This is a genomic window from Pseudomonas sp. GW821-FHT11G12, from assembly GCF_058808055.1.
The window spans coordinates 444,164-461,993 of the sequence record NZ_JBXARH010000001.1 but is presented as its reverse complement, the minus strand read 5'-3'; the positions used below and the strand labels follow the sequence as shown (position 1 = coordinate 461,993).

Below are 17,830 nucleotides of genomic sequence, written 5' to 3'. Positions count from 1 at the left end.
CAAATGTGCCCGGCAATGTAGCATCTGCCGAAGGCTTCAGTGCAGACGCGGTGCCTTGGATTTGAATGCGTCGTCCACGCAATCGAGCAACTGGCCGATAGCCCAGGGTTTCTTGATGAACGCCACTGGATGGCGGACGCCGGAGGTCTCCGGCGTTTCATAACCGGACATGACCATCACCGGTTTTTCCGGCCAGCGCTCGCCGACCAGATTGGCCAGGTCCGCGCCATTGAGGGTGCCGGGCATGGTGATGTCGGTGAGCAGCAGCGCGACTTCCGGCGCGTGCTCTTCCAGGTATCGCGACGCCGCATCGGCACTGGTCTGCGGCTCGACCTTGAAACCTTCCTCCTGAAGAATTTCGCACAAAAACTCCAGAATCAACGGGTCATCCTCGACTACCAGAATCAACCCGCCAGGAAGGTGCGCGCTCGCCGTCGGAATTGGACACATGAACTGGCACTCCCTGAATTGCATGAACGATTTAGCGGCTTGATCCCGCTGCTTATCTGGTATGAGCAGCGCCTTCTACAGAAATTCATTTTTGATACAGGTCTTTTCGATAACACCCGGTCAACGGGCAGTCGCCGACCCGTAATTGCGGTTAAAATGCGCGCCCTTTTGCTTGCCGATCCCGATTGATGAACCCTGAAGCCCTCGCCGTTCTCCACGCCCACCTGCTCACCGCGCTGACTTCGGCACCGGCCGAAACCCGGCGCCTGTTCCATGGCCGTGGACGCTGCTGGCCGGGGCTGGAACAGCTCACCGTCGACTGGCTGCAAGGCGTGGTGCTGGTGTCGCTGTTCAAGGAACCCGAGGCTTCGCAACTGGAACACCTCAAGCGCTTGTTGCTGGAAATCACCGGTTCAGCGCCATGGCAGCAATCCGGCGCTCACACCCTGTTGATCCAGCATCGCTACCTGCCGCAAAGCACCGCCGAATGGCTGCTGGGCGAAGAAATCGACGAGATGACCATCGTCGAGGGCGGGCTGAAATACCGCGTGGATCTGGGCCGCAAGCAGAACGCCGGGCTGTTCCTCGACATGCGCTACGGACGCAACTGGGTGCGCGAGCAGTCTGCCGGCAAACGGGTGCTGAACCTGTTCGCCTACACCTGCGGTTTCTCGGTGGCAGCCATCGAGGGCGGCGCCAACCATGTGGTCAACCTCGACATGTCCCGCGCGGCGCTGAGCCGCGGCCGCGACAATCACCGCCTGAACGGGCATGACCTGAGCAAGGTGAGTTTTCTCGGCCACGACCTGTTCAAGTCCTGGGGCAAGGTCATCAACAGCGGCCCGTATGATCTGGTGATCATCGACCCGCCGTCGTTCCAGAAAGGCAGTTTCCTGCTGACCAAGGATTACCAGCGCGTACTGCGCCGCCTGCCGGAACTGCTGACGGCCCAAGGCACGGTGCTGGCGTGCATGAACGATCCGGCGTTCGGTTCGGATTTCCTGATCGATGGCGTGACCCAAGAGGCGCCGAGCCTGCGTTTCGAGCAGCGGCTTGAGAATCCACCGGAGTTTCCGGATGTCGATCCTGAAAGCGGTCTGAAGGCGCTGCTGTTCAAGCAGATCGGCTGACCACGGTCAGCGTGGACGCAACACCAGCGCAAACAGCTCGCCATGCCCGGTGACGTTGAGCTTGTGATAGAGGTTGCGCCGATGCACCTTCACCGTCTCCGGCGAAATGTTCATGTGCTGGGCGATGGCTTTGCTCGAGAAGCCCTGGAGAATCAGGCGCGCCGTATCGATTTCGCGCGCGGTCAGCCGCGCGTCGAAACGGTCCAGCAGCGCCGCCAGATCGCCGACCGGCGCCTCGACCACCGCACCTTGCGGCGGCATCAACTGCACATGCCGGCGCATCGCTGACAACACCCAGTCCCGTACGCACAGCAGGCGCCCTTGCTCCTGCAAACTGAACGCCGTGGCCCGGCCCATCGACAAGCCGAGCACGCCGTCGTCGGTGTTGACCATGAATTGCAACTCATCCGCGCCGACCACCGAGCGGAAGTAGCTCAGGTAGTACTCGCTGTGCAGAAACTGGTCCGGTGCCACGGACGCGAGGCTGTGCAAACCGTCGGTGATCCCGGCGCACGCGGCCTGATAGAACGGATCTAGCAAGTACATGCCGGCACAGTAACCGGCCAGTTCTTCCTGCTCCTCGGCGCGGCCCTGGCTGTCGACATCGATCAGCAATTGCGGCGGGCGCCCCGTCTGCATCACCGCCACCAGCGCATTGTCCAGCGGCACCAGCAGCCGCAAGGTATCGACCAGCGCCCGCCAGAAACCGTCCTGGCCGATGCTGGTGAACACCCGCGACAGGCTCTGATGCACCGGCAATTCCTGCAGCAACGCGTCCACGCTCTACCCCTTTTGAGTAACCCATGATGGGAATGGGTCTGGCGCGGCCTGCCCGATAGGCTGACCACTCCTGTTCATTACCGGCCTGCCGCAGGCCAGGAGTGCCGCATCATGCGTTGTCATCGTGGGTATATCAACCTGGGCCTGGCGGGCGTCGTGTCCGTCGCACTGACCGCTCAAGCGGCCGATACGCCGAGCGTGCATGTCTACAACTGGTACGACTACATCGGCCCGAACACCCTGCATGATTTCAAGCGCGACAGCGGCATCGAACCGGTCTACGACACCTTCGACAGCGCCGAAGTGCTGGAAGGCAAACTGATGACCAGCCACAGCGGCTACGACGTGGTGGTGGCAAGCAATTTCAGCCTGCCGACCCTGATCAAGGCCGGCGCCCTCGCCCCGCTGCCCCGCAATCAATTGCCGGGCTGGAAAAATCTCGACAACGACCTGCTGAGCAAACTGGCCAACAACGACCCCGGCAACCAGTACGCCGTGCCGTATCTGTGGGGCACCAACGGCATCGGCTACAACGTCGACAAGGTGCGCGCCGTACTGGGCGACAAGGCGCCGGTGGATTCCTGGGATCTGGTGTTCAAGGAAGAGAACCTGGCCAAGCTCGGCGAGTGCGGCGTGGCGATGCTCGATTCGCCGTCGGAAATGCTACCGGTCGCGTTGCACTATCTTGGCTTGCCGCCGAACAGCACCAACGCCGAGGACTATCAGAAAGCCGAAGCGCTGCTGCTGAAACTGCGCCCGCATATCGCCTACTTCAACTCCTCGAAATTCATCAGCGATCTGTCCAACGGCAACATCTGCGTGGCGGTCGGCTGGTCCGGCGCGATGCTCGAAGCCAAGACCAACGCCGAGCAGGCCGGCAACGGCGTGAAGATCCAGTACAGCCTGCCGAAGGAAGGCGCGCCGGTGTGGTTCGACACGCTGGTGCTGCTCAAGGACGCGCCGCATCCGACCCAGGGCCTGGCGTTCATCGACTACCTGCTGCGGCCCGACGTGATTGCGCCGGTCAGCGATCACCTCTCCTACCCCAACGGCAACCGCGCCGCCACCGCGCTGGTCGCCGAAGCCACCCGCGACAACCCGGCGGTGTATCCGTCTGCCACGGCGATGGCCACGTTGTTCACCCTCGAGCCCCTGCCCAAAGCCACCGAACGGGTACGCACGCGGGTCTGGAGCAAGGTCAAGAACGGCCAATAATCAAAAATGAACAGAGAAGAAAACACCATGAAACCAAGAGCCCGCGATCTCCATATCCGCATCGGCCAACTGCAGCCCGGCCCGCTCAATGCCATCACCGACGTGCCCGGCGTGCGGGTCGGCCACAGCAATGTGCGGGGGCAAAGCACCGCCGGACGCGACATCTGCACCGGCGTCACCCTCATCGAACCGCGCGCAGGTTCGACCAATGCTCAACCGTGTTTTGCCGGCGTTCACGTGCTCAACGGCAACGGTGATGCCACGGGGCTGGAATGGATTCGCGAAGCCGGCCTGCTGACCAGTCCGATCGCCTTCACCAACACCCACAGCCTCGGCGTGGTGCGCGATGCCTTGATCGAACTGGATCGCGCGCAGCAACCGGACGACGGTCGTCTCTACTGGAACATGCCGGTGGTGCTGGAAACTTTCGATGGTTTGCTCAACGACATCAACGGCTTTCACGTGAAGCCTGAACACGTTGCCGAGGCCATGGGCAATGCAGTCGATGGCCCGGTGCAGGAAGGCGCGGTGGGCGGTGGCAGCGGCATGATCTGCCATGAATTCAAGGGTGGAATCGGCAGCGCATCGCGCCGATTGAGCAAGGCTCAGGGTGGCTGGACGGTGGGCGCCATCGTCCAGGCCAACCATGGGATTCGCAGCGAGTTGCGGGTCGACGGCTACCCCGTCGGGCGCTACATGGAACAGGTGGATTCGCCGTTCCTGCGTGCCTTGCTACCCCATCCGGGCATGGGTTCGATCGTGGTGTGCCTGGCCACCGATGCGCCACTGTTGCCGCATCAATGCACGCGACTGGCGCAACGGGCGAGCCTCGGTCTGGCGCGTACCGGCGGCGGTAACGAAGACCACAGCGGCGACATTTTCATCGCCTTCGCCACCGGCAACGGCCACATCCCGCCCGCCGCCTATGAAGGCAAAGGCGCGTCCACCTGTGACGGCTTGCGGATGGTCAACAACGACCACATCAGCGAGCTGTTTCTGGCGGCGACCGAGGCGGTTGAAGAAGCGATCATCAACGCCCTGCTTGCCAGCGACAGCACCGAAGGCAACGGGCATTCGGTGCCGGGGCTGGATGCCGCGACCCTGCTCGCCGCCCTGGATAAAGCAGGCTGGCCCGGCGCTCGCTGAAACGGTTCCCAAAGACCTTTAGCGGAACAACCCAAGTCCGAGTTCGCGCGCCGCCTGCAGTTGCACCGCAGGGTCGCGCAACTCGGACTCCAGCAACAACGCCGAGCCCGCCACCGTCGCCCCGCAATAATCGAAAATGCCGTGGTCGATCTGCGCCTTCATCGCCGCGCCGTAGCCGTGGCGTTCGTAGGTGCGTGCATCCGCCCCGCCGAGTGCGACCAGTTGCACACGCAGTCGTCCCAGCTTCTTCAGCGTCGAATCACCGTCGAAATCAAACGCCCAGCCATTGCTGAACACCCGGTCGATCCAGCCCTTGAGCAGCGCCGGCATCGACCACCAGAACACCGGATACACCAGCACCAGCGCATCGGCGCGGTCGATGCGTGCCTGCTCGGCCAGCACGTCTGCTGGCGGTGCGGATTCGCGGTGATGCACGGCCCAATCGGCCACGCCAAAACGCGGATCGAATTCCTCGGCGTGCAGGTCAGCGATTTCGAAGGTGTTGGACAGATCGCTCTCTGACAGGCCTTTGGCAATCTGCTGCGCCAGCGCATGGGTCAGCGAACGGGGGTCGTCATGAGCCACAACAATCAATGCGTGCATAGGGAAATCTCCGGTTGGTGGATGCTGACCAAGGGTTATATACTCTTGGTAAGTTACGAATCGTAAGTTACTTTTGGTATATAATCGATGTCAACCACTGAAATTTCCGAAGCCGCTCAGCCCCGCCGACGCCTGTCACGGAAAGACCGCCAGCGCCAGTTGCTCGACATGGCCTGGCAATTGATTCGCGAAGAAGGCACCGATGCGCTGACCCTGGGTTATCTGGCGGAAAAGGCTGGCGTGACCAAACCGGTGGTCTACGACCACTTCACCACTCGCGCCGGTTTGCTGGCTGCGCTGTATCAGGATTTCGACAGACGCCAGACCGCGCTGATGGATATTGCGCTAGGCAATTGCGAGGCGACGTTGAGCGGCACCGCCTCGGTGATCGCCACGGCGTATGTCGATTGTGTGCTGACCCAGGGCAACGAGATTCCCGGGGTGATCGCCGCACTGGCGAGCACGCCGGAACTGGAGAAGATCAAGCGCGAGTACGAGGCGATTTTCCTGGAGAAGTGCCGCAGCGTGCTGTCGCCTTTCGCTGAGGGTGGCGACATTACCCAGGCGGGATTACGCGCCATGCTCGGCGCCGCCGAGGCGCTGTCTCAAGCAGCGGCGACCGGAGAAATCAGCGCCACACAGGCCCGTGACGAGCTGTTTGCAACGATCGCCGCGATGGTCGAAAGGGCCGCCGCCAGCGCCGCAAAAGCAAGTGACTGACGGTACTTGAGACCGCCGCCGCACCTTCCTAGGATGGAGATACGCAGTCGCTTGGTTCGCCAAACCGCTGCGTAGGTGCAGGTGCCCTGAACCCCAATCAAGCCCGCACTTTGTTTCACGCGCATCTTGAGCCTCACGGGCTCTACTCCTCCCTATCAAAGAGTCTTGAGGCTCTTTTTTTGTCTCTGAAAATCAGCGTTCCGGTTCGCTACGGATCGAACGCCACGTGGCCTGCGCCAGCAACTCGCGATAAGCCTTCGGACTGCCCTTCACCCGCCCGGACAACCATGCCCGGCAATAGCTGTCCGCCTGACCGACGATCAGCGACGGCAGCAGCTCGGCGGGACACTCATTGAGTTCGGCGGCGCGCCCGGGCTCGCTCAGCCAGGTGCGCAGGCTGAGATTGCGCGTCTTGTTGCGGGCGGCCAGTTCGTCCTTGTGGGGGCCCCGGGTCACGGCATAACGCGCGTGATACTGGAACCGCGCCCATTCCGGCTGGTTCTCGACCCAATCCACATAGCTGAAGACCAGCGCCTGCACGCCCTCTTCGGTGGTCGTTGCGTCGGCCAGGTACGCATCGCGCAGGCGCGCCTGGTCCTCCAGGGCGGTGAAAAACAACGCGGCTACCAGCCCTTCCTTGTTGCCGAAATGGTGATAGATCGCCCCGACACTGGTGTCGCACTCGGCGCGGATCATTTCGATGGTGGTGGCCTCGATCCCCTGTTCGTTGAACAGGCGCAAGGCCTTGCGAAAGATGTCGCGCTTGAGTTCGGCCCGGCGGCCGGGGTAGCTGCGCTCGAGTAGATCTGCGGTGTCCATGGGGTTGAAGGCCTTGTAAATCCGGTTGAAAGGCACGCCCGTGCCGGTAATCGAAACGCGCCTAGGTTGACAGATTTCCCACGGACAGAATACCGTTCCGTTACAGAACAATATTCTGTTACGGAACATTATTCTTTAAATCTCCTAATCGCGAGGCTTAACCATGAGTCAGTTTCTCAGCATGTTCACCAGCGCCGGCCCCCAAGCGTTCAGCCAGATGGCCTGTCAGGTCGCGCCGTATTTCAGCAGCATCAATCCGTTGGTCAGCGAACTGCGCGCAGGTTCGGCGACGGTACAGGTGCCGTTTCACCGCGAGATCACCAACCACCTCGGCACCGTGCACGCCATTGCCATGTGCAACGCCGCCGAACTGGCGGCCGGGATGATGACCGACGTGTCGATTCCCGCCGGTGCACGCTGGATTCCCAAAGGCATGACCGTCGAGTACCTCGCCAAAGCCAAATCCGATGTGACCGCCGTGGCCAATGGCGAAGGGCTGGACTGGCAGACCGAAGGCGACAAGATCGTGCCGGTGGACATCCACGACGCCGAAGGCAAGAAGGTGTTCACGGCGCGAATCACCATGAACGTGAAGCTGTCCTGAAATCCCAGGCACAAAAAAGCCCTTGTTGCTGTCATCGCAACAAGGGCTTTTGCCGTTCGCCGGATCAGTGAACGGTCAGACGCTGGCGGACAAATTCTTCGGTGTGCCGCGTGACTTGATCCAGATGCCGGTCGCGCTGTTTCTCGGCATCGACCATCGCCCGTTTGCCGTGCTTTTGCAGGAGGTAGGTGTGGATCTGCTGCACTTCGAGCGAGCGGTAGATCGGCGTGGTGTCGATAAAACCGCGCAAGCCGTTGCTGCGGTAATGCCGGGTGCTCATCAGCACCTGGGTCTCCAACTGGCCCAGCACCTCAAAGCCCAGCGCCTCGAAATACGGGACTTTACCCACGCTGCACGTCAGCTCGGCATGGGGGTAACGCGTCAGCATGTCGGCGATCAACGCCCGGGCCACGCCCTGACGGCGGTACGGTTGCTGCACCGCCAGATACGCCACGTTGCACGCCTCCCAATCGCCCTGCACCGGCAAGTACAACAGGAAGCCGATCACCTGCTCCGGGTCTTCGTCGTCGGTGGCCACCAGCAGTTCCACCTCGGTGCCCTTCTCGCCGTTCAACGCCTCCAGATACAAATGCACCTCGTAGCCGACCGCGTACTGATAGACGTTGTACAGCAGGTTGCTCGGGCCCAGACCGATCGCGCTGATGTCGGTCAGGTAGTCGACCACCATTTGCAGGATCTGGCTGTTGACGCTCTCGGGGCACGGGGATTTGTAGTGGGTGATGCGGGGCATGGCGGGTGGACTCCGGCGGTAAAACACAAGCTGCCGGGCGGGTTGAGCGACCGGCGAACCGCGACATCATACCCTGTGCAAGCCTGACAAAAATTTCATCTGCCCGAGAACGGATCTTTCGCCGATCTGGCGTCCAATTCTTCAGCTGCGTTCATTTCCCGACGCAGGCCCTGAGGAGTTGTCATGAACGTTCTGCGTTCCCTGTTCAAATGGCGAAAAGCCCTGCTGCTGGTGCCGCTGACACTGGCCGCGCTGGCCAGTACCCCGGTGTTTGCCCAGCCCGAAATCATCATCCGTGAAGCCCCGCCACCGATGCGTATGGAACCGATGCCCGGTGCACGGCCCGGCTATGCCTGGGATCAGGGCCATTGGCGCTGGGAAGGCCGAGGTTACGCGTGGGTGCCGGGACACTGGCAACCGGTGCGTCACGGCGCACGCTGGAAACCGGGCCACTGGCAGGCCCGCGGGCCGAACTGGTACTGGATTGAAGGTCATTGGGTGCGTTGATTGCTCGCCTGCCCGCCCACGTCATCCACCAGGAACATCGTCATGTCGAAAACCCTGAAAACCTTGCTCGCTGCCTCACTCGTGGCAATCACTCTGTCGGGCTGCGTCGTCGAACCGGTCCGCCCGCACCGGCCACCACCGATCGTCGAAGTGGTCCCGGTAATGCCTGCGCCGGGTTATCACTGGGTCGCCGGTCATTACCGCTGGGCCGGCAACCAATGGCGCTGGGTGCCGGGGCATTGGCGGGCGTATTGAGGCCGGTCACTGCGCCGGTGCAACGACCTTGAACTTGATCGCGATGTCGTTCGAAACCACGGTGTCGGCCCACTCCCCGGCACCGAGGCCGAATGCGTCGCGCTTGAGCACCAGTTCACCGTCGAAGATGCCGATGCTGCTGTCCGGCTTCAATTGCACCGGCACCTGCACCTCGCGGGTGACACCTTTGAGCGTGAGTCGGCCGGCAACCAGGTAATGGTTTTCATCGACCCGGCTGAAACGGGTCGATTCGAACACCGCCGTCGGAAACTTTTGCGTGTCGAACCACGCCGGTTTCACCAGCTCCGTGTTGGCGTCTTCGCTGCCGGCGTCGATGCTGGTGAGGTCGATGTGCAACGTGGTGCGGGCGCTGCCCAGACGCTCGGTGTCGAAGTCCAGCGTCGCGTCGAACTTGCCGAACGTGCCGTACATCCGCGAGCCCATCTGGTTATAGGTGAAACTGATCTGGCTGGCGGTGGTATTGACCCGGGTGTACTCCACCGCCTGCGCCGCCGGCATGACGATCAGGCAACACACAGCAACCAACAACAATCGAATCGACATGGGATGCTCCGGTGCCTCGATGGGCCTCGACTGACTTAAGCAAACATCGAGCGGTTATGCCACTTCACCGTTCATGCGCGCCTTCAAGTAACCGATCAGCGCCGTCACCTTGGGCGACGGCAGATGTTCGCGAGCCGTGACCGCGTTGAGATCCTGCGGCGGGCCGATCCACTCCGGCAGAACCCGGATCAGGCGTCCGGCCTGCACATCGGCTTTCATGCTCAGGTCCATTCCCAGACTCAGCCCTTCGCCTGCCCGCAACGCATCGTGCAACAGCGCCGGGTCGTTGGCGAGGATGGTGGGCTCGACTCGATAGTCTCTCAGGCGCGCCCCTTCCCGACGCAACGGCCAGACATAACCGACATCGCGCCGGGCCTGATGCAGCGTCAACGTTTGATGGTGAAGCAATTCTTCCGGAGTTTGCGGCGTACCGTGATGCGCGAGGTATGCCGGGGCCGCGTAAATACCTGTGGGGAAACTCGCCAGCCGGCGGGCGATCAGGCTCGAGTCCGGCAATGCTCCCAACCGCAGCGCCACATCGATCTCCTCGCCCACCAGATCCATCGGTACGTGGGAGGCCAGAATCTCCAGGCGAATTTCCGGGTACGCCTGACGAAACCCCGCCAGCAACGGTGCAAACCAACTCACCCCGAATGAAAACGGTACCGTTACCCGCAACCAGCCACGCGGCCCGTCACGCAATTGATGCACGGCCCGTTCGGCGTGTTCGAGGGTGTCGGCGATGGTTTTGCACTGCTCGTAATACACCGCGCCCGCCTCGGTCAGGCTCAACTGGCGGGTGGTGCGGCGCAGCAGTTGCACACCGATGGCCTGCTCCAGCTCGCGCACCCGGCGGCTGACCGTGGTTTTCGGAATCTGCAAGGCGTGGGCGGCAGCGGTGAAACTGCCGAGGCGCACCACGCGGACAAACACCAGCGTGTCGTTCAAATCGCGGATCATTTCGGGCCTGCCTGAGGACAATGGATTGTGCCACTCATGGCACATTTCATGCCGCGATTATGGGCTAATCACCTGAGACCCTGCGACCTAATATCGACGCTCCCTCTCGGAGTGATACCCATGAATCTCAACGAATACGCCGAACACGATGGCATTGGCCTCGCGCAGTTGGTTGCGTCCGGCGAAGTCCACGCCAAAGAGCTGGCCACACTGGCCATCGAAGCGATACAGCAGGTCAACCCATCGATCAACGCGATCATCGAACACTGGACGCCGACGGCTGCCAGCGGCAGTGGCCCGTTGGCCGGGGTACCGTTTCTGATCAAGGACCTGGCAATCACCGCGGCCGGACGGCGTAATGAACTGGGCAGCCGACTCGCGCAGGGCCTGGTCGCAGAAAGCGATTCCACGCTGATGCAACGCTTCAACGCCGCCGGGCTCATCACCCTCGGCCGCACCACCACCCCGGAAATGGCGTTCAGCACCGAAACCGACTCCGTCCTGCAAGGCCCGACCCGCAATCCGTGGAACCCGCAACTTTCCGCCGGGGGCTCGAGCGGTGGCGCCGGCGCGGCTGTCGCCGCCGGCATCGTACCCATCGCCCATGCCACCGACGCGGCAGGATCGATCCGTGTTCCGGCAGCCTTCAATGGTCTGGTGGGCCTCAAGCCGACGCGCGGCCGCAGCTCCCACGGGCCATTGATGGATGAAGTGTTTGCCGGGCTCGGCGTGCAATTGGGCCTGTCGCGGACGGTGCGCGACAGCGCGGCGCTGATGGATGTGGTGCAGGGCTGTGCGCCGGGTGATCCTTATTACACGGCGGCACCGGCCGAAGGTTTTCTGGCTCAGGTCGGCCGCGATCCCGGACGGTTGCGCATCGGCTTGCTCGACACGCCGTGGAACGGGGCCAGCATCGATCCCGATACCGCCGATGCCACCGCTCGTGTTGCCCGTGAACTTCAATCCCTCGGCCATCAGGTTGAAACCGTCCGGGCACCGCTCGGTCTGTCGTGGGACGCCTTCGTCGAAGCCAATGCGCATATCTGGTGTGCCAGCCTGGTGCGCTGGATCGACCACCTCGCCGCTGCAACCCGGCGCCCTGTCGATCGCAGCACCCTGGAACCGGCCACCCTCGCCTGCTACGCCTTCGGCCAACAATCGCGCGGCACGGATTTCGCCGCTGCGCTGGAGGTGCGCAACAGCATCGCCCGTCAGGTGGCCGCGTGGTTCGAGGACATTGATGTACTGCTGACCCCGACCCTGCCGCACCTGCCCCAGGCCATCGGCACCTACAACCAAGGCGCCGAAACCATGAACGGGCGGCAATGGACGGCGCGGGTCTTCGAGCACTCGCCCTTCACGCCGGTGTTCAATGTCGCGGGAACCCCGGCAATTTCACTGCCGCTGGGCATGTCCGGCAGCGGCCTGCCGATAGGCCTGCAATTTGCCGCACGCTTCGGCGCCGATGACCTGTTGTTGCGCCTGGCCGGGCAACTCGAACAGGCCTTGCCGTGGCAGCACCGTCGGCCACTGATTCGGGTCGGCAATCTGAATTAACAGCCCTTTCCGTCGCGCACAAAAAAGGGCTGTCCCTCACAGGACAACCCTTTGCGGATCGGGCCGCTCGATCAGTTGCGATCCGTCAAACCAGCCGCTCGATCTTCTGATGCTGCCAGACCAGTTTGTAGTACAGCGTCTGCAGCACCAGCATCCCGAGGTACGCCACCGGAAACGCCATCCACACACCCTGCAAACCGAACTGCCCATCCAGCCAGTACGCCGCCGGCAACTGCACGCCGACCACGCAAATGATCGCGATCGCGACGGGTACCAGCACCGTGCCGCTGGCGCGCATGATCCCGCCGATGATGGCCTGGAAGCCGAAGATCAACAGGCTCCACAGCATGATGTGCAACAAGTGCTCGGCCATCGCCCGGGTCGAGTCCTCGGTCAGGAACAGCCCCAGCAGCCAGTGCGACAACAGGTAACCGAGCACGATCAAACCACCGGTCAGGCACACGTTGATCCACAGCCCGGTGCGCAGGATCGGGCCCATCCGCTCCAGCCGCCCGGCGCCAATCGCCTGGGCGCCGAGGATCGACGCGGTGATTGCAATCGACAGCGCCGGAAACTGCACGTAGTTGACGATCTGCGTCACCGCGCCATACGCCGCCGTCGCCTGGGAGCCGTGCTGGTTGACCAGCGCCAGAATCACCAGCTCCGACAGCGACAACACAATCATCTGCACCCCGGTCGGCAGACCGATGCGCAACACCTTGCCGAGGATCTCGCCGTCCAGCCGCAACGCCCCGAAGAACTCCCGGTCCGGCGCCAGTGGATGACCCTTGCGGATCAGGCTCCACGCCAGCCATGCCATCGCCGCCAGCGTACCGGCCAGCCCGGCGAACGCCGCGCTCTGAATCCCCAACTGCGGCAAGCCCAGCCATCCGCGAATGAACGCCGGAGTCAGCGCCAGACCGACGACGGTCGACAGCAGCAGTGCCAGCATCGGCGACAGCGTGTCGCTGACCCCGCGCAACAACTGAGTGAACAGCACGTACACCAGCACAAACGGCAAGGTCCACATCATCACGCGGGCATAGGCCACCGCGTCGTCCAGCACATCCGCCGGCGTCCCCAACCCCTGCAACGCCTGACGCGCAAACACACTGCCCAGCACCGCCGCGACCAGCCCGATCAACACCCCCAGCAACAACGTCGCCCCGGCAATCGCCTTCACCATATGCGACTCACGCGCGCCCCACGCCTGGCCGATCAACACCCCCGCCCCGGCGCCCAGACCGATGACCAGCGCGATAAAGAAAAAGATGATCGGAAACATCCCCGACACCGCCGCCAGCGCCTGAGTGCCGAGCATCTGGCCGATATAGATGCTGTTGACCGTGCCGGACATCGACTGCAGGAAGTTCGACAGCACCATCGGGGCAAGGAACAGCAGGTAGGTTTTCCAGAGGGGTTTTTGGGCGGGGTTTTGCATTGAGGGTCCGTCTCGGGTGGGAGCGATGGGGAGAGTCTAAGGTATGCAAAGCGCTTCAGGTCGTACCCGTTTGCATTAAAACTTCGTAATCTCCACCACTTGCCCAAAATGGAAGTGAACCGATCCCATGTCCCGCGTCTCGACCCTGCTGACCTCTACCCTTTTTGCCGTTCTGGCGACGACAGCCAACGCCGCCCCGACGCCAGCGCCCCAATCGCTGCAAAGCCTGCTGAGCACCCTGAACGAACGCCTGAACATCGGCGATCTCGTCGCCCTGACCAAGTGGGACAGCGGCAAGCCGATCCAGGACAGTCCCCGCGAAGCCCAGGTCATCGCCAACGCCCGAACGCTGGCCACTGAACGCAAACTAGATCCAGAAGACGTGGCGCAGTTGATCGCCGCGCAGATGGAAGCCAACAAGCTGGTGCAATACGGTTTGCTGGCGAAGTGGCAAGCGGCGGGTGCCGCGCCGGACACACCGCGCCCGGATCTGGGCAAGCAGATTCGGCCGCGCCTGGATGAGCTGCAATCCCGCCTGTTGCAGCAATACGCCGACTTCACGCCCTACCGCCGCGACCCGAATTGCCCGGTATGGCTGGCCAAGGCGCGTAGCGGTTTGACTCATGACGGGTTGCACGAACTGGCCCTGACCCGCGCCACCGGGGAGCTATGCGTTCGCGCGACAGCCCCGTGAATCGGGGCTCAGGCATCCATCGCTGGCGTCGATAGTCACCATCACGTCAATGAAGTTCTCATAAAAAATCCCGGGCGTAAGATCGGCTCCATACCAAACAAACAACACCCCGGAGCACACGATCATGAAACGCCAAATCCTTCTCGGCATCGCTTTCTCGGTTCTTGCAGTCAACGCTTTTGCAGCCAAACCCGCTCACACCATGATCGCCGAAGGCGGTTCGGATCGGTTGATCGAACACCGTGTAGCAGAAGGTGGTTCGGATCGTCTGCAAGAACGTCGCGTTGCCGAAGGTGGCTCGGATCGTCTGCTGGAACGTCGAGTTGCCGAAGGTGGCTCGGATCGTCTGCTGGAACGTCGAGTTGCCGAAGGTGGCTCGGACCGTCTGCAAGAGCGCCGTGTAGCTGAAGGTGGCTCGGATCGTCTGCTGGAACGTCGCGTTGCTGAAGGTGGTTCGGATCGTCTGATGGAACGCCGCGTCGCATGACTTGACGGCCCAATCGCAAGAAAAAGAAAAGCCCGGCCTGATCAGCCGGGCTTTTTCACATCCAACCGTCGCTTACTGAGCGGTTCTCAGCTTGACCACGTCACCGGAGATCTTGGTGGTGTAGCCAGTCAGAACCCATGCCCAGAACCAGTTTTCCTGGACTTGGGTGTTGATCATCGCGTCGCCGCCACGGGCTTTGATCGCGGCATCCTGGGCGCGGACGAAACGGCTGTTCTGACGGATCGGGATAATGCCGAACAGCAGCAGGCCGGTGGCGGTCGCTTCGCTGTGGCCAATCACGGTGTATTGGCTGCTGTCGTATTGTTTGGTGTTCATCGCGGTGCCGGTGCAACCTGCCAGAACCACACCGAACAGTGCGGCGGCGACTACTTTGCTGAGGTATTTCACTTCAAGACTCCATGGGTATAAGCCCGGGATCCATCTCTCGGGCGGCGCACACTTTACTGGAGGCAGTGGCACATTGGTATCAACCTGACAATATTTCATGAAGCGTGTTTCATGTAACGCTGTCGGTTTAATCGCCGACAGCGTTACCTCTTCAACTTCAAGTGTTGGTCTTGAGTTTGGTCCACAACCGCGTCGTCAACCGGGCAATCGCCGCCGGCAACTCTTCCACGGTGAACAATTTGTCCATCACCTCTTTCGGCGGATAGATCGCCAGATCCTGTTTCACCGCCGGTGTCAGGAACTCATTGGCAGCCGCGTTGGGGTTGGCGTAGTGAATGCTGTTGCTGATGTTGGCGATCACCTTGGGTTCCAGCAGATAGTTCATGTAGGTGTAGCCGTTCTTCTCGTGGGGCGCGTTCTTGGGCATGACCACCATGTCGAACCACAACGTCGTGCCTTCGTCCGGGATCGAATAGGCGATGTCGATGCCGTTTTTCGCTTCCCTGGCACTGGCGGCCGCCTGGACCACATCGCCGTTGAAGCCGATCACCGCACAGACGTTGCCGTTGGCCAGATCGCTGATGTACTTCGACGCATGGAAGTACTGCACGTAAGGGCGAATCTTGAACAAGGCCGCTTCGGCTTTTTTGTAATCCGCCGGTTCATGGCTGTGTGGCGGCAAGCCCAGGTAGTTGAGGGTGATCGGTAGTACCTGAGTCGGGTTGTCGATGATTGCAACACCGCACTGGCTCAACTTCTTGATGTTGTCCTCTTCGAAGAACATCTTCCACGAGCGGGTAACGTCCGTGTTGCCGAAGATCGCCTTGATCTTCTCGACGTTGTAACCGATGCCGGCGGTGCCCCACATGTACGGATAACCGTATTGATTGCCCGGGTCGTTGACTTCAAGTTTTTTCATCAACTGCGGATCGAGGTTCTTCCAGTTGGGTAGTTGCGACTTGTCGAGTTTCTGGATGGCGCCGGCCTTGATCAGTCGCGACAGAAAGTGGTTCGACGGACTGACCACGTCGTAACCGGTATTGCCGGTCATCAATTTCGATTCCAGCACTTCATTGCTGTCATGGATGTCGTAAGTGGCCTTGATGCCGGTGTCTTTGGTGAAGTTGGCCAGGGTGTCGTCGGCGATGTAGCCGTTCCAGTTGGAAATGTTGACCGCTTCGTCGGCAAGAGCGCCCGCCGAAGCCGTTGCGAGCAAGACCGCCAGGGAAAGTGTATTGACGCGCATGTTCTGTCACCTGAATTGAGTGGCTTTTGTTCTTGTGGGATGTGCGGAATTTCAGATTTCTGTTCTGGCCCTGACCGCCTCCACGCGCATGCGAAGCATGGCACCGATATCGAAGAAAGGTCGCGGCGGCAGCCAGCCGGGTTCGGCCCGTTGCATCACCGATTGCAGCAAGGGCGAGTCGATGCCCGACGCCAGCTCCGCCAACAGCCGTCCCCACAGGGTTCCGCGCGCCACGCCCGAGCCGTTGCAACCGGCCACGGCGAAAACGCCCTCCTCAACCCGGTCGAAATACGCCTGGCCGCTGCGGGTCGCACTCAGGTGACCGGTCCAGGTGTAGCGAATGTCTTGCTCGCCCAAGAACGGAAAACGCCGTTGCAGACCGCGCACATGGTGTTGCCGACGCAGGACCAGCTCGCTGTTGGACAGGTCCCGCGTGCGGTATTCGGCGGTGTTGCGAATCATCACCCGACGATCCGGGGTCAACCGCACGGTGGCGCCCAGCGGCCGGGTCGACAGCACGCCCCACGGCTCGACCGAACCGATGGCCGCGAACTCCTGATCCGTGAGCGGACGCGTAAGGCTGGCGCTCAACTCCATCGGGAACGTGGCGCTGTCGTTGATGCCGACGCGGGGAATGAAGGCGTTGAGGCACACCAGCACCTGCTTCGCCTCGATACTGCCTTCGGCACCTTGGGCGCGTAGACGCCCCTGGCCGACACGCTCAAGACCGGAAATATCGGTGTTCTCGAACACCGTGACGTTGTCCGGGAGCGCATTGAGCAAGCCCTTCACGTACTTGGCCGGTTGCAGCAGCGCATTGCCATTGCCGCACCAGATCGCGGCCTGATAGTGGCGAGTGCCGAGCTTCTGGCTCAGCGCCTCGCCTTGCAGAAACTCGGCACGGGCACCGAGGGCGCGCAGCGTGGCCAGTTTCGCGTCGACCTGATTGAGCTTGGCCGGATCGTTCACGGCAAAGAAATAGCCGCTGTCGCGGAAGTCACAGTCGATGCCGTGTCGGGCAATGCGTTGGCGGACTTCTTCGCTGGCGGCGCGGGAAATCGCCGTGTCGACTTCAAACCCGGCAAAACCTGCGGCGCCGATCAGTTCGCTGTCGGCCGGGTGTTCATGGGCGACGACAAAACCCGAGTTGCGCGCCGACGCGCCCTGCGCCGCCGATTGCCGATCCACCACCACAATCCGCGCCTGGGGATGCAGTTGCGCGAGGTTATGCGCAGCGCTGAGCCCGGTGATGCCGGCCCCGATCACCAGCCAGTCGGCTTTTTGCGCTCCGCTCAGGCGACCGCGTGCCGGGGAGTTTCCGGCTTGCGCGATCCAGCCACAGATATTGTCCATGCATCACCTCGTTCGACTGTCGTTCGGCGACTTGCCTTCTTTGCAGGCTCATGCGTGAATCGCATGCCCGTGTTGTGAAGATCGCCGCCAGAGCTAGAATCTATAAGGTCTTCGAACACCTCACCAACGCTAAGAAATCA

At 61.9% G+C, this 17,830-nt stretch carries 21 protein-coding genes; 10 read left to right on the top strand and 11 right to left on the bottom strand.

Going from position 1 to position 17,830, the window contains the following annotated elements; genetic code table 11:
* Window positions 1–36: 36 nt before the first annotated feature.
* Window positions 37–450, bottom strand: a complete 414-nt coding sequence (locus tag AC1RR7_RS02075) for a response regulator (RefSeq protein ID WP_096822599.1) — start codon at window positions 448–450, stop codon at window positions 37–39.
* Window positions 451–638: 188 nt separating this feature from the next.
* Here AC1RR7_RS02075 and AC1RR7_RS02070 point away from each other — a divergent pair, with 188 nt between their 5' ends.
* Window positions 639–1,580, top strand: a complete 942-nt coding sequence (locus AC1RR7_RS02070; RefSeq protein ID WP_493155903.1) for a class I SAM-dependent methyltransferase — start codon at window positions 639–641, stop codon at window positions 1,578–1,580.
* 6 nt (window positions 1,581–1,586) lie between these two features.
* Here the strand turns inward: AC1RR7_RS02070 and AC1RR7_RS02065 are convergent, their stop codons facing one another.
* Window positions 1,587–2,360, bottom strand: a complete 774-nt coding sequence (locus AC1RR7_RS02065) for a helix-turn-helix transcriptional regulator (protein WP_493155901.1) — start codon at window positions 2,358–2,360, stop codon at window positions 1,587–1,589.
* A gap of 111 nt (window positions 2,361–2,471) precedes the next feature.
* Here AC1RR7_RS02065 and AC1RR7_RS02060 point away from each other — a divergent pair, with 111 nt between their 5' ends.
* Both AC1RR7_RS02060 and AC1RR7_RS02055 read left to right on the top strand, forming a co-directional pair.
* Complete coding sequence (locus AC1RR7_RS02060) at window positions 2,472–3,575, top strand: polyamine ABC transporter substrate-binding protein (RefSeq protein ID WP_493155899.1); 1,104 nt, start codon at window positions 2,472–2,474, stop codon at window positions 3,573–3,575.
* Between the two features lie 27 nt (window positions 3,576–3,602).
* Window positions 3,603–4,721 (top strand): DmpA family aminopeptidase, encoded by a 1,119-nt coding sequence (locus AC1RR7_RS02055; RefSeq protein WP_493155897.1) that lies wholly within the window; start codon window positions 3,603–3,605, stop codon window positions 4,719–4,721.
* Between the two features lie 18 nt (window positions 4,722–4,739).
* On the opposite strand, the gene AC1RR7_RS02050 is transcribed toward AC1RR7_RS02055, so the two are convergent.
* Window positions 4,740–5,324 (bottom strand): NAD(P)H-dependent oxidoreductase, encoded by a 585-nt coding sequence (locus tag AC1RR7_RS02050; RefSeq protein WP_493155895.1) that lies wholly within the window; start codon window positions 5,322–5,324, stop codon window positions 4,740–4,742.
* Between the two features lie 87 nt (window positions 5,325–5,411).
* Between AC1RR7_RS02050 and AC1RR7_RS02045 the strand changes: the two genes are divergently transcribed.
* Complete coding sequence (locus tag AC1RR7_RS02045) at window positions 5,412–6,044, top strand: TetR/AcrR family transcriptional regulator (protein ID WP_493155893.1); 633 nt, start codon at window positions 5,412–5,414, stop codon at window positions 6,042–6,044.
* A 192-nt stretch (window positions 6,045–6,236) separates the two neighbouring features.
* Here the strand turns inward: AC1RR7_RS02045 and AC1RR7_RS02040 are convergent, their stop codons facing one another.
* Window positions 6,237–6,863 (bottom strand): TetR/AcrR family transcriptional regulator, encoded by a 627-nt coding sequence (locus tag AC1RR7_RS02040; protein WP_102622041.1) that lies wholly within the window; start codon window positions 6,861–6,863, stop codon window positions 6,237–6,239.
* Window positions 6,864–7,026: 163 nt separating this feature from the next.
* Here AC1RR7_RS02040 and AC1RR7_RS02035 point away from each other — a divergent pair, with 163 nt between their 5' ends.
* Window positions 7,027–7,467, top strand: a complete 441-nt coding sequence (locus AC1RR7_RS02035) for a hotdog fold domain-containing protein (protein WP_102622026.1) — start codon at window positions 7,027–7,029, stop codon at window positions 7,465–7,467.
* Between the two features lie 64 nt (window positions 7,468–7,531).
* Here AC1RR7_RS02035 and AC1RR7_RS02030 read toward each other — a convergent pair whose 3' ends face one another.
* Window positions 7,532–8,218 carry a GNAT family N-acetyltransferase gene (locus tag AC1RR7_RS02030; RefSeq protein WP_096822607.1) on the bottom strand — a complete coding sequence of 229 codons (687 nt, stop codon included), beginning with the start codon at window positions 8,216–8,218 and terminating at the stop codon, window positions 7,532–7,534.
* A gap of 183 nt (window positions 8,219–8,401) precedes the next feature.
* On the opposite strand from AC1RR7_RS02030, the gene AC1RR7_RS02025 reads away from it, so the two are divergent.
* Together AC1RR7_RS02025 and AC1RR7_RS02020 are read left to right on the top strand one after the other, a co-directional pair.
* Entirely contained in the window at window positions 8,402–8,725 is a 324-nt protein-coding gene (locus tag AC1RR7_RS02025) for a YXWGXW repeat-containing protein (protein WP_102622027.1), read from the top strand.
* Between the two features lie 42 nt (window positions 8,726–8,767).
* Entirely contained in the window at window positions 8,768–8,980 is a 213-nt protein-coding gene (locus AC1RR7_RS02020; RefSeq protein WP_096822609.1) for a YXWGXW repeat-containing protein, read from the top strand.
* A gap of 6 nt (window positions 8,981–8,986) precedes the next feature.
* Here the strand turns inward: AC1RR7_RS02020 and AC1RR7_RS02015 are convergent, their stop codons facing one another.
* Together AC1RR7_RS02015 and AC1RR7_RS02010 are read right to left on the bottom strand one after the other, a co-directional pair.
* Complete coding sequence (locus AC1RR7_RS02015) at window positions 8,987–9,544, bottom strand: YceI family protein (protein ID WP_096822610.1); 558 nt, start codon at window positions 9,542–9,544, stop codon at window positions 8,987–8,989.
* Between the two features lie 54 nt (window positions 9,545–9,598).
* On the bottom strand, window positions 9,599–10,504 hold the full coding sequence (locus AC1RR7_RS02010) for a LysR family transcriptional regulator (RefSeq protein ID WP_273540560.1): 906 nt from the start codon (window positions 10,502–10,504) through the stop codon (window positions 9,599–9,601).
* A 120-nt stretch (window positions 10,505–10,624) separates the two neighbouring features.
* On the opposite strand from AC1RR7_RS02010, the gene AC1RR7_RS02005 reads away from it, so the two are divergent.
* Entirely contained in the window at window positions 10,625–12,061 is a 1,437-nt protein-coding gene (locus AC1RR7_RS02005; protein ID WP_493155891.1) for an amidase, read from the top strand.
* Window positions 12,062–12,146: 85 nt separating this feature from the next.
* On the opposite strand, the gene AC1RR7_RS02000 is transcribed toward AC1RR7_RS02005, so the two are convergent.
* Window positions 12,147–13,502, bottom strand: coding sequence for an MATE family efflux transporter (locus tag AC1RR7_RS02000; RefSeq protein ID WP_102622031.1), 1,356 nt, complete (start codon window positions 13,500–13,502; stop codon window positions 12,147–12,149).
* 127 nt (window positions 13,503–13,629) lie between these two features.
* Here AC1RR7_RS02000 and AC1RR7_RS01995 point away from each other — a divergent pair, with 127 nt between their 5' ends.
* Together AC1RR7_RS01995 and AC1RR7_RS01990 are read left to right on the top strand one after the other, a co-directional pair.
* Window positions 13,630–14,196 carry a chorismate mutase gene (locus AC1RR7_RS01995; RefSeq protein ID WP_096822614.1) on the top strand — a complete coding sequence of 189 codons (567 nt, stop codon included), beginning with the start codon at window positions 13,630–13,632 and terminating at the stop codon, window positions 14,194–14,196.
* 124 nt (window positions 14,197–14,320) lie between these two features.
* Window positions 14,321–14,683, top strand: a complete 363-nt coding sequence (locus tag AC1RR7_RS01990) for a hypothetical protein (protein WP_493155888.1) — start codon at window positions 14,321–14,323, stop codon at window positions 14,681–14,683.
* Between the two features lie 72 nt (window positions 14,684–14,755).
* Here the strand turns inward: AC1RR7_RS01990 and AC1RR7_RS01985 are convergent, their stop codons facing one another.
* The 3 genes from AC1RR7_RS01985 to AC1RR7_RS01975 form a co-directional block, all read right to left on the bottom strand.
* Window positions 14,756–15,091 (bottom strand): hypothetical protein, encoded by a 336-nt coding sequence (locus AC1RR7_RS01985; RefSeq protein ID WP_102622033.1) that lies wholly within the window; start codon window positions 15,089–15,091, stop codon window positions 14,756–14,758.
* A 157-nt stretch (window positions 15,092–15,248) separates the two neighbouring features.
* Window positions 15,249–16,337: a polyamine ABC transporter substrate-binding protein gene (locus AC1RR7_RS01980; protein ID WP_273535910.1), complete on the bottom strand. Its 1,089-nt coding sequence runs from the start codon at window positions 16,335–16,337 to the stop codon at window positions 15,249–15,251.
* Window positions 16,338–16,388: 51 nt separating this feature from the next.
* Window positions 16,389–17,690, bottom strand: coding sequence for an NAD(P)/FAD-dependent oxidoreductase (locus AC1RR7_RS01975; protein WP_493155886.1), 1,302 nt, complete (start codon window positions 17,688–17,690; stop codon window positions 16,389–16,391).
* Window positions 17,691–17,830 lie beyond the last annotated feature (140 nt).

What these genes read in the sequence shown, in the direction of transcription:
- AC1RR7_RS02020 (WP_096822609.1), top strand. Translation starts at nt 8,768, where the DNA reads ATGTCGAAAACCCTGAAAACCTTGCTCGCTGCCTCACTCGTGGCAATC.
- AC1RR7_RS02015 (WP_096822610.1), bottom strand. Translation starts at nt 9,544, where the DNA reads ATGTCGATTCGATTGTTGTTGGTTGCTGTGTGTTGCCTGATCGTCATG.
- AC1RR7_RS01995 (WP_096822614.1), top strand. Translation starts at nt 13,630, where the DNA reads ATGTCCCGCGTCTCGACCCTGCTGACCTCTACCCTTTTTGCCGTTCTG.
- AC1RR7_RS02030 (WP_096822607.1), bottom strand. Translation starts at nt 8,218, where the DNA reads ATGCCCCGCATCACCCACTACAAATCCCCGTGCCCCGAGAGCGTCAAC.
- AC1RR7_RS02035 (WP_102622026.1), top strand. Translation starts at nt 7,027, where the DNA reads ATGAGTCAGTTTCTCAGCATGTTCACCAGCGCCGGCCCCCAAGCGTTC.
- AC1RR7_RS02040 (WP_102622041.1), bottom strand. Translation starts at nt 6,863, where the DNA reads ATGGACACCGCAGATCTACTCGAGCGCAGCTACCCCGGCCGCCGGGCC.
- AC1RR7_RS02045 (WP_493155893.1), top strand. Translation starts at nt 5,412, where the DNA reads ATGTCAACCACTGAAATTTCCGAAGCCGCTCAGCCCCGCCGACGCCTG.
- AC1RR7_RS02010 (WP_273540560.1), bottom strand. Translation starts at nt 10,504, where the DNA reads ATGATCCGCGATTTGAACGACACGCTGGTGTTTGTCCGCGTGGTGCGC.
- AC1RR7_RS02075 (WP_096822599.1), bottom strand. Translation starts at nt 450, where the DNA reads ATGTGTCCAATTCCGACGGCGAGCGCGCACCTTCCTGGCGGGTTGATT.
- AC1RR7_RS02050 (WP_493155895.1), bottom strand. Translation starts at nt 5,324, where the DNA reads ATGCACGCATTGATTGTTGTGGCTCATGACGACCCCCGTTCGCTGACC.
- AC1RR7_RS02025 (WP_102622027.1), top strand. Translation starts at nt 8,402, where the DNA reads ATGAACGTTCTGCGTTCCCTGTTCAAATGGCGAAAAGCCCTGCTGCTG.
- AC1RR7_RS02000 (WP_102622031.1), bottom strand. Translation starts at nt 13,502, where the DNA reads ATGCAAAACCCCGCCCAAAAACCCCTCTGGAAAACCTACCTGCTGTTC.
- AC1RR7_RS01975 (WP_493155886.1), bottom strand. Translation starts at nt 17,690, where the DNA reads ATGGACAATATCTGTGGCTGGATCGCGCAAGCCGGAAACTCCCCGGCA.
- AC1RR7_RS02055 (WP_493155897.1), top strand. Translation starts at nt 3,603, where the DNA reads ATGAAACCAAGAGCCCGCGATCTCCATATCCGCATCGGCCAACTGCAG.
- AC1RR7_RS01990 (WP_493155888.1), top strand. Translation starts at nt 14,321, where the DNA reads ATGAAACGCCAAATCCTTCTCGGCATCGCTTTCTCGGTTCTTGCAGTC.
- AC1RR7_RS02060 (WP_493155899.1), top strand. Translation starts at nt 2,472, where the DNA reads ATGCGTTGTCATCGTGGGTATATCAACCTGGGCCTGGCGGGCGTCGTG.
- AC1RR7_RS02005 (WP_493155891.1), top strand. Translation starts at nt 10,625, where the DNA reads ATGAATCTCAACGAATACGCCGAACACGATGGCATTGGCCTCGCGCAG.
- AC1RR7_RS01980 (WP_273535910.1), bottom strand. Translation starts at nt 16,337, where the DNA reads ATGCGCGTCAATACACTTTCCCTGGCGGTCTTGCTCGCAACGGCTTCG.
- AC1RR7_RS02070 (WP_493155903.1), top strand. Translation starts at nt 639, where the DNA reads ATGAACCCTGAAGCCCTCGCCGTTCTCCACGCCCACCTGCTCACCGCG.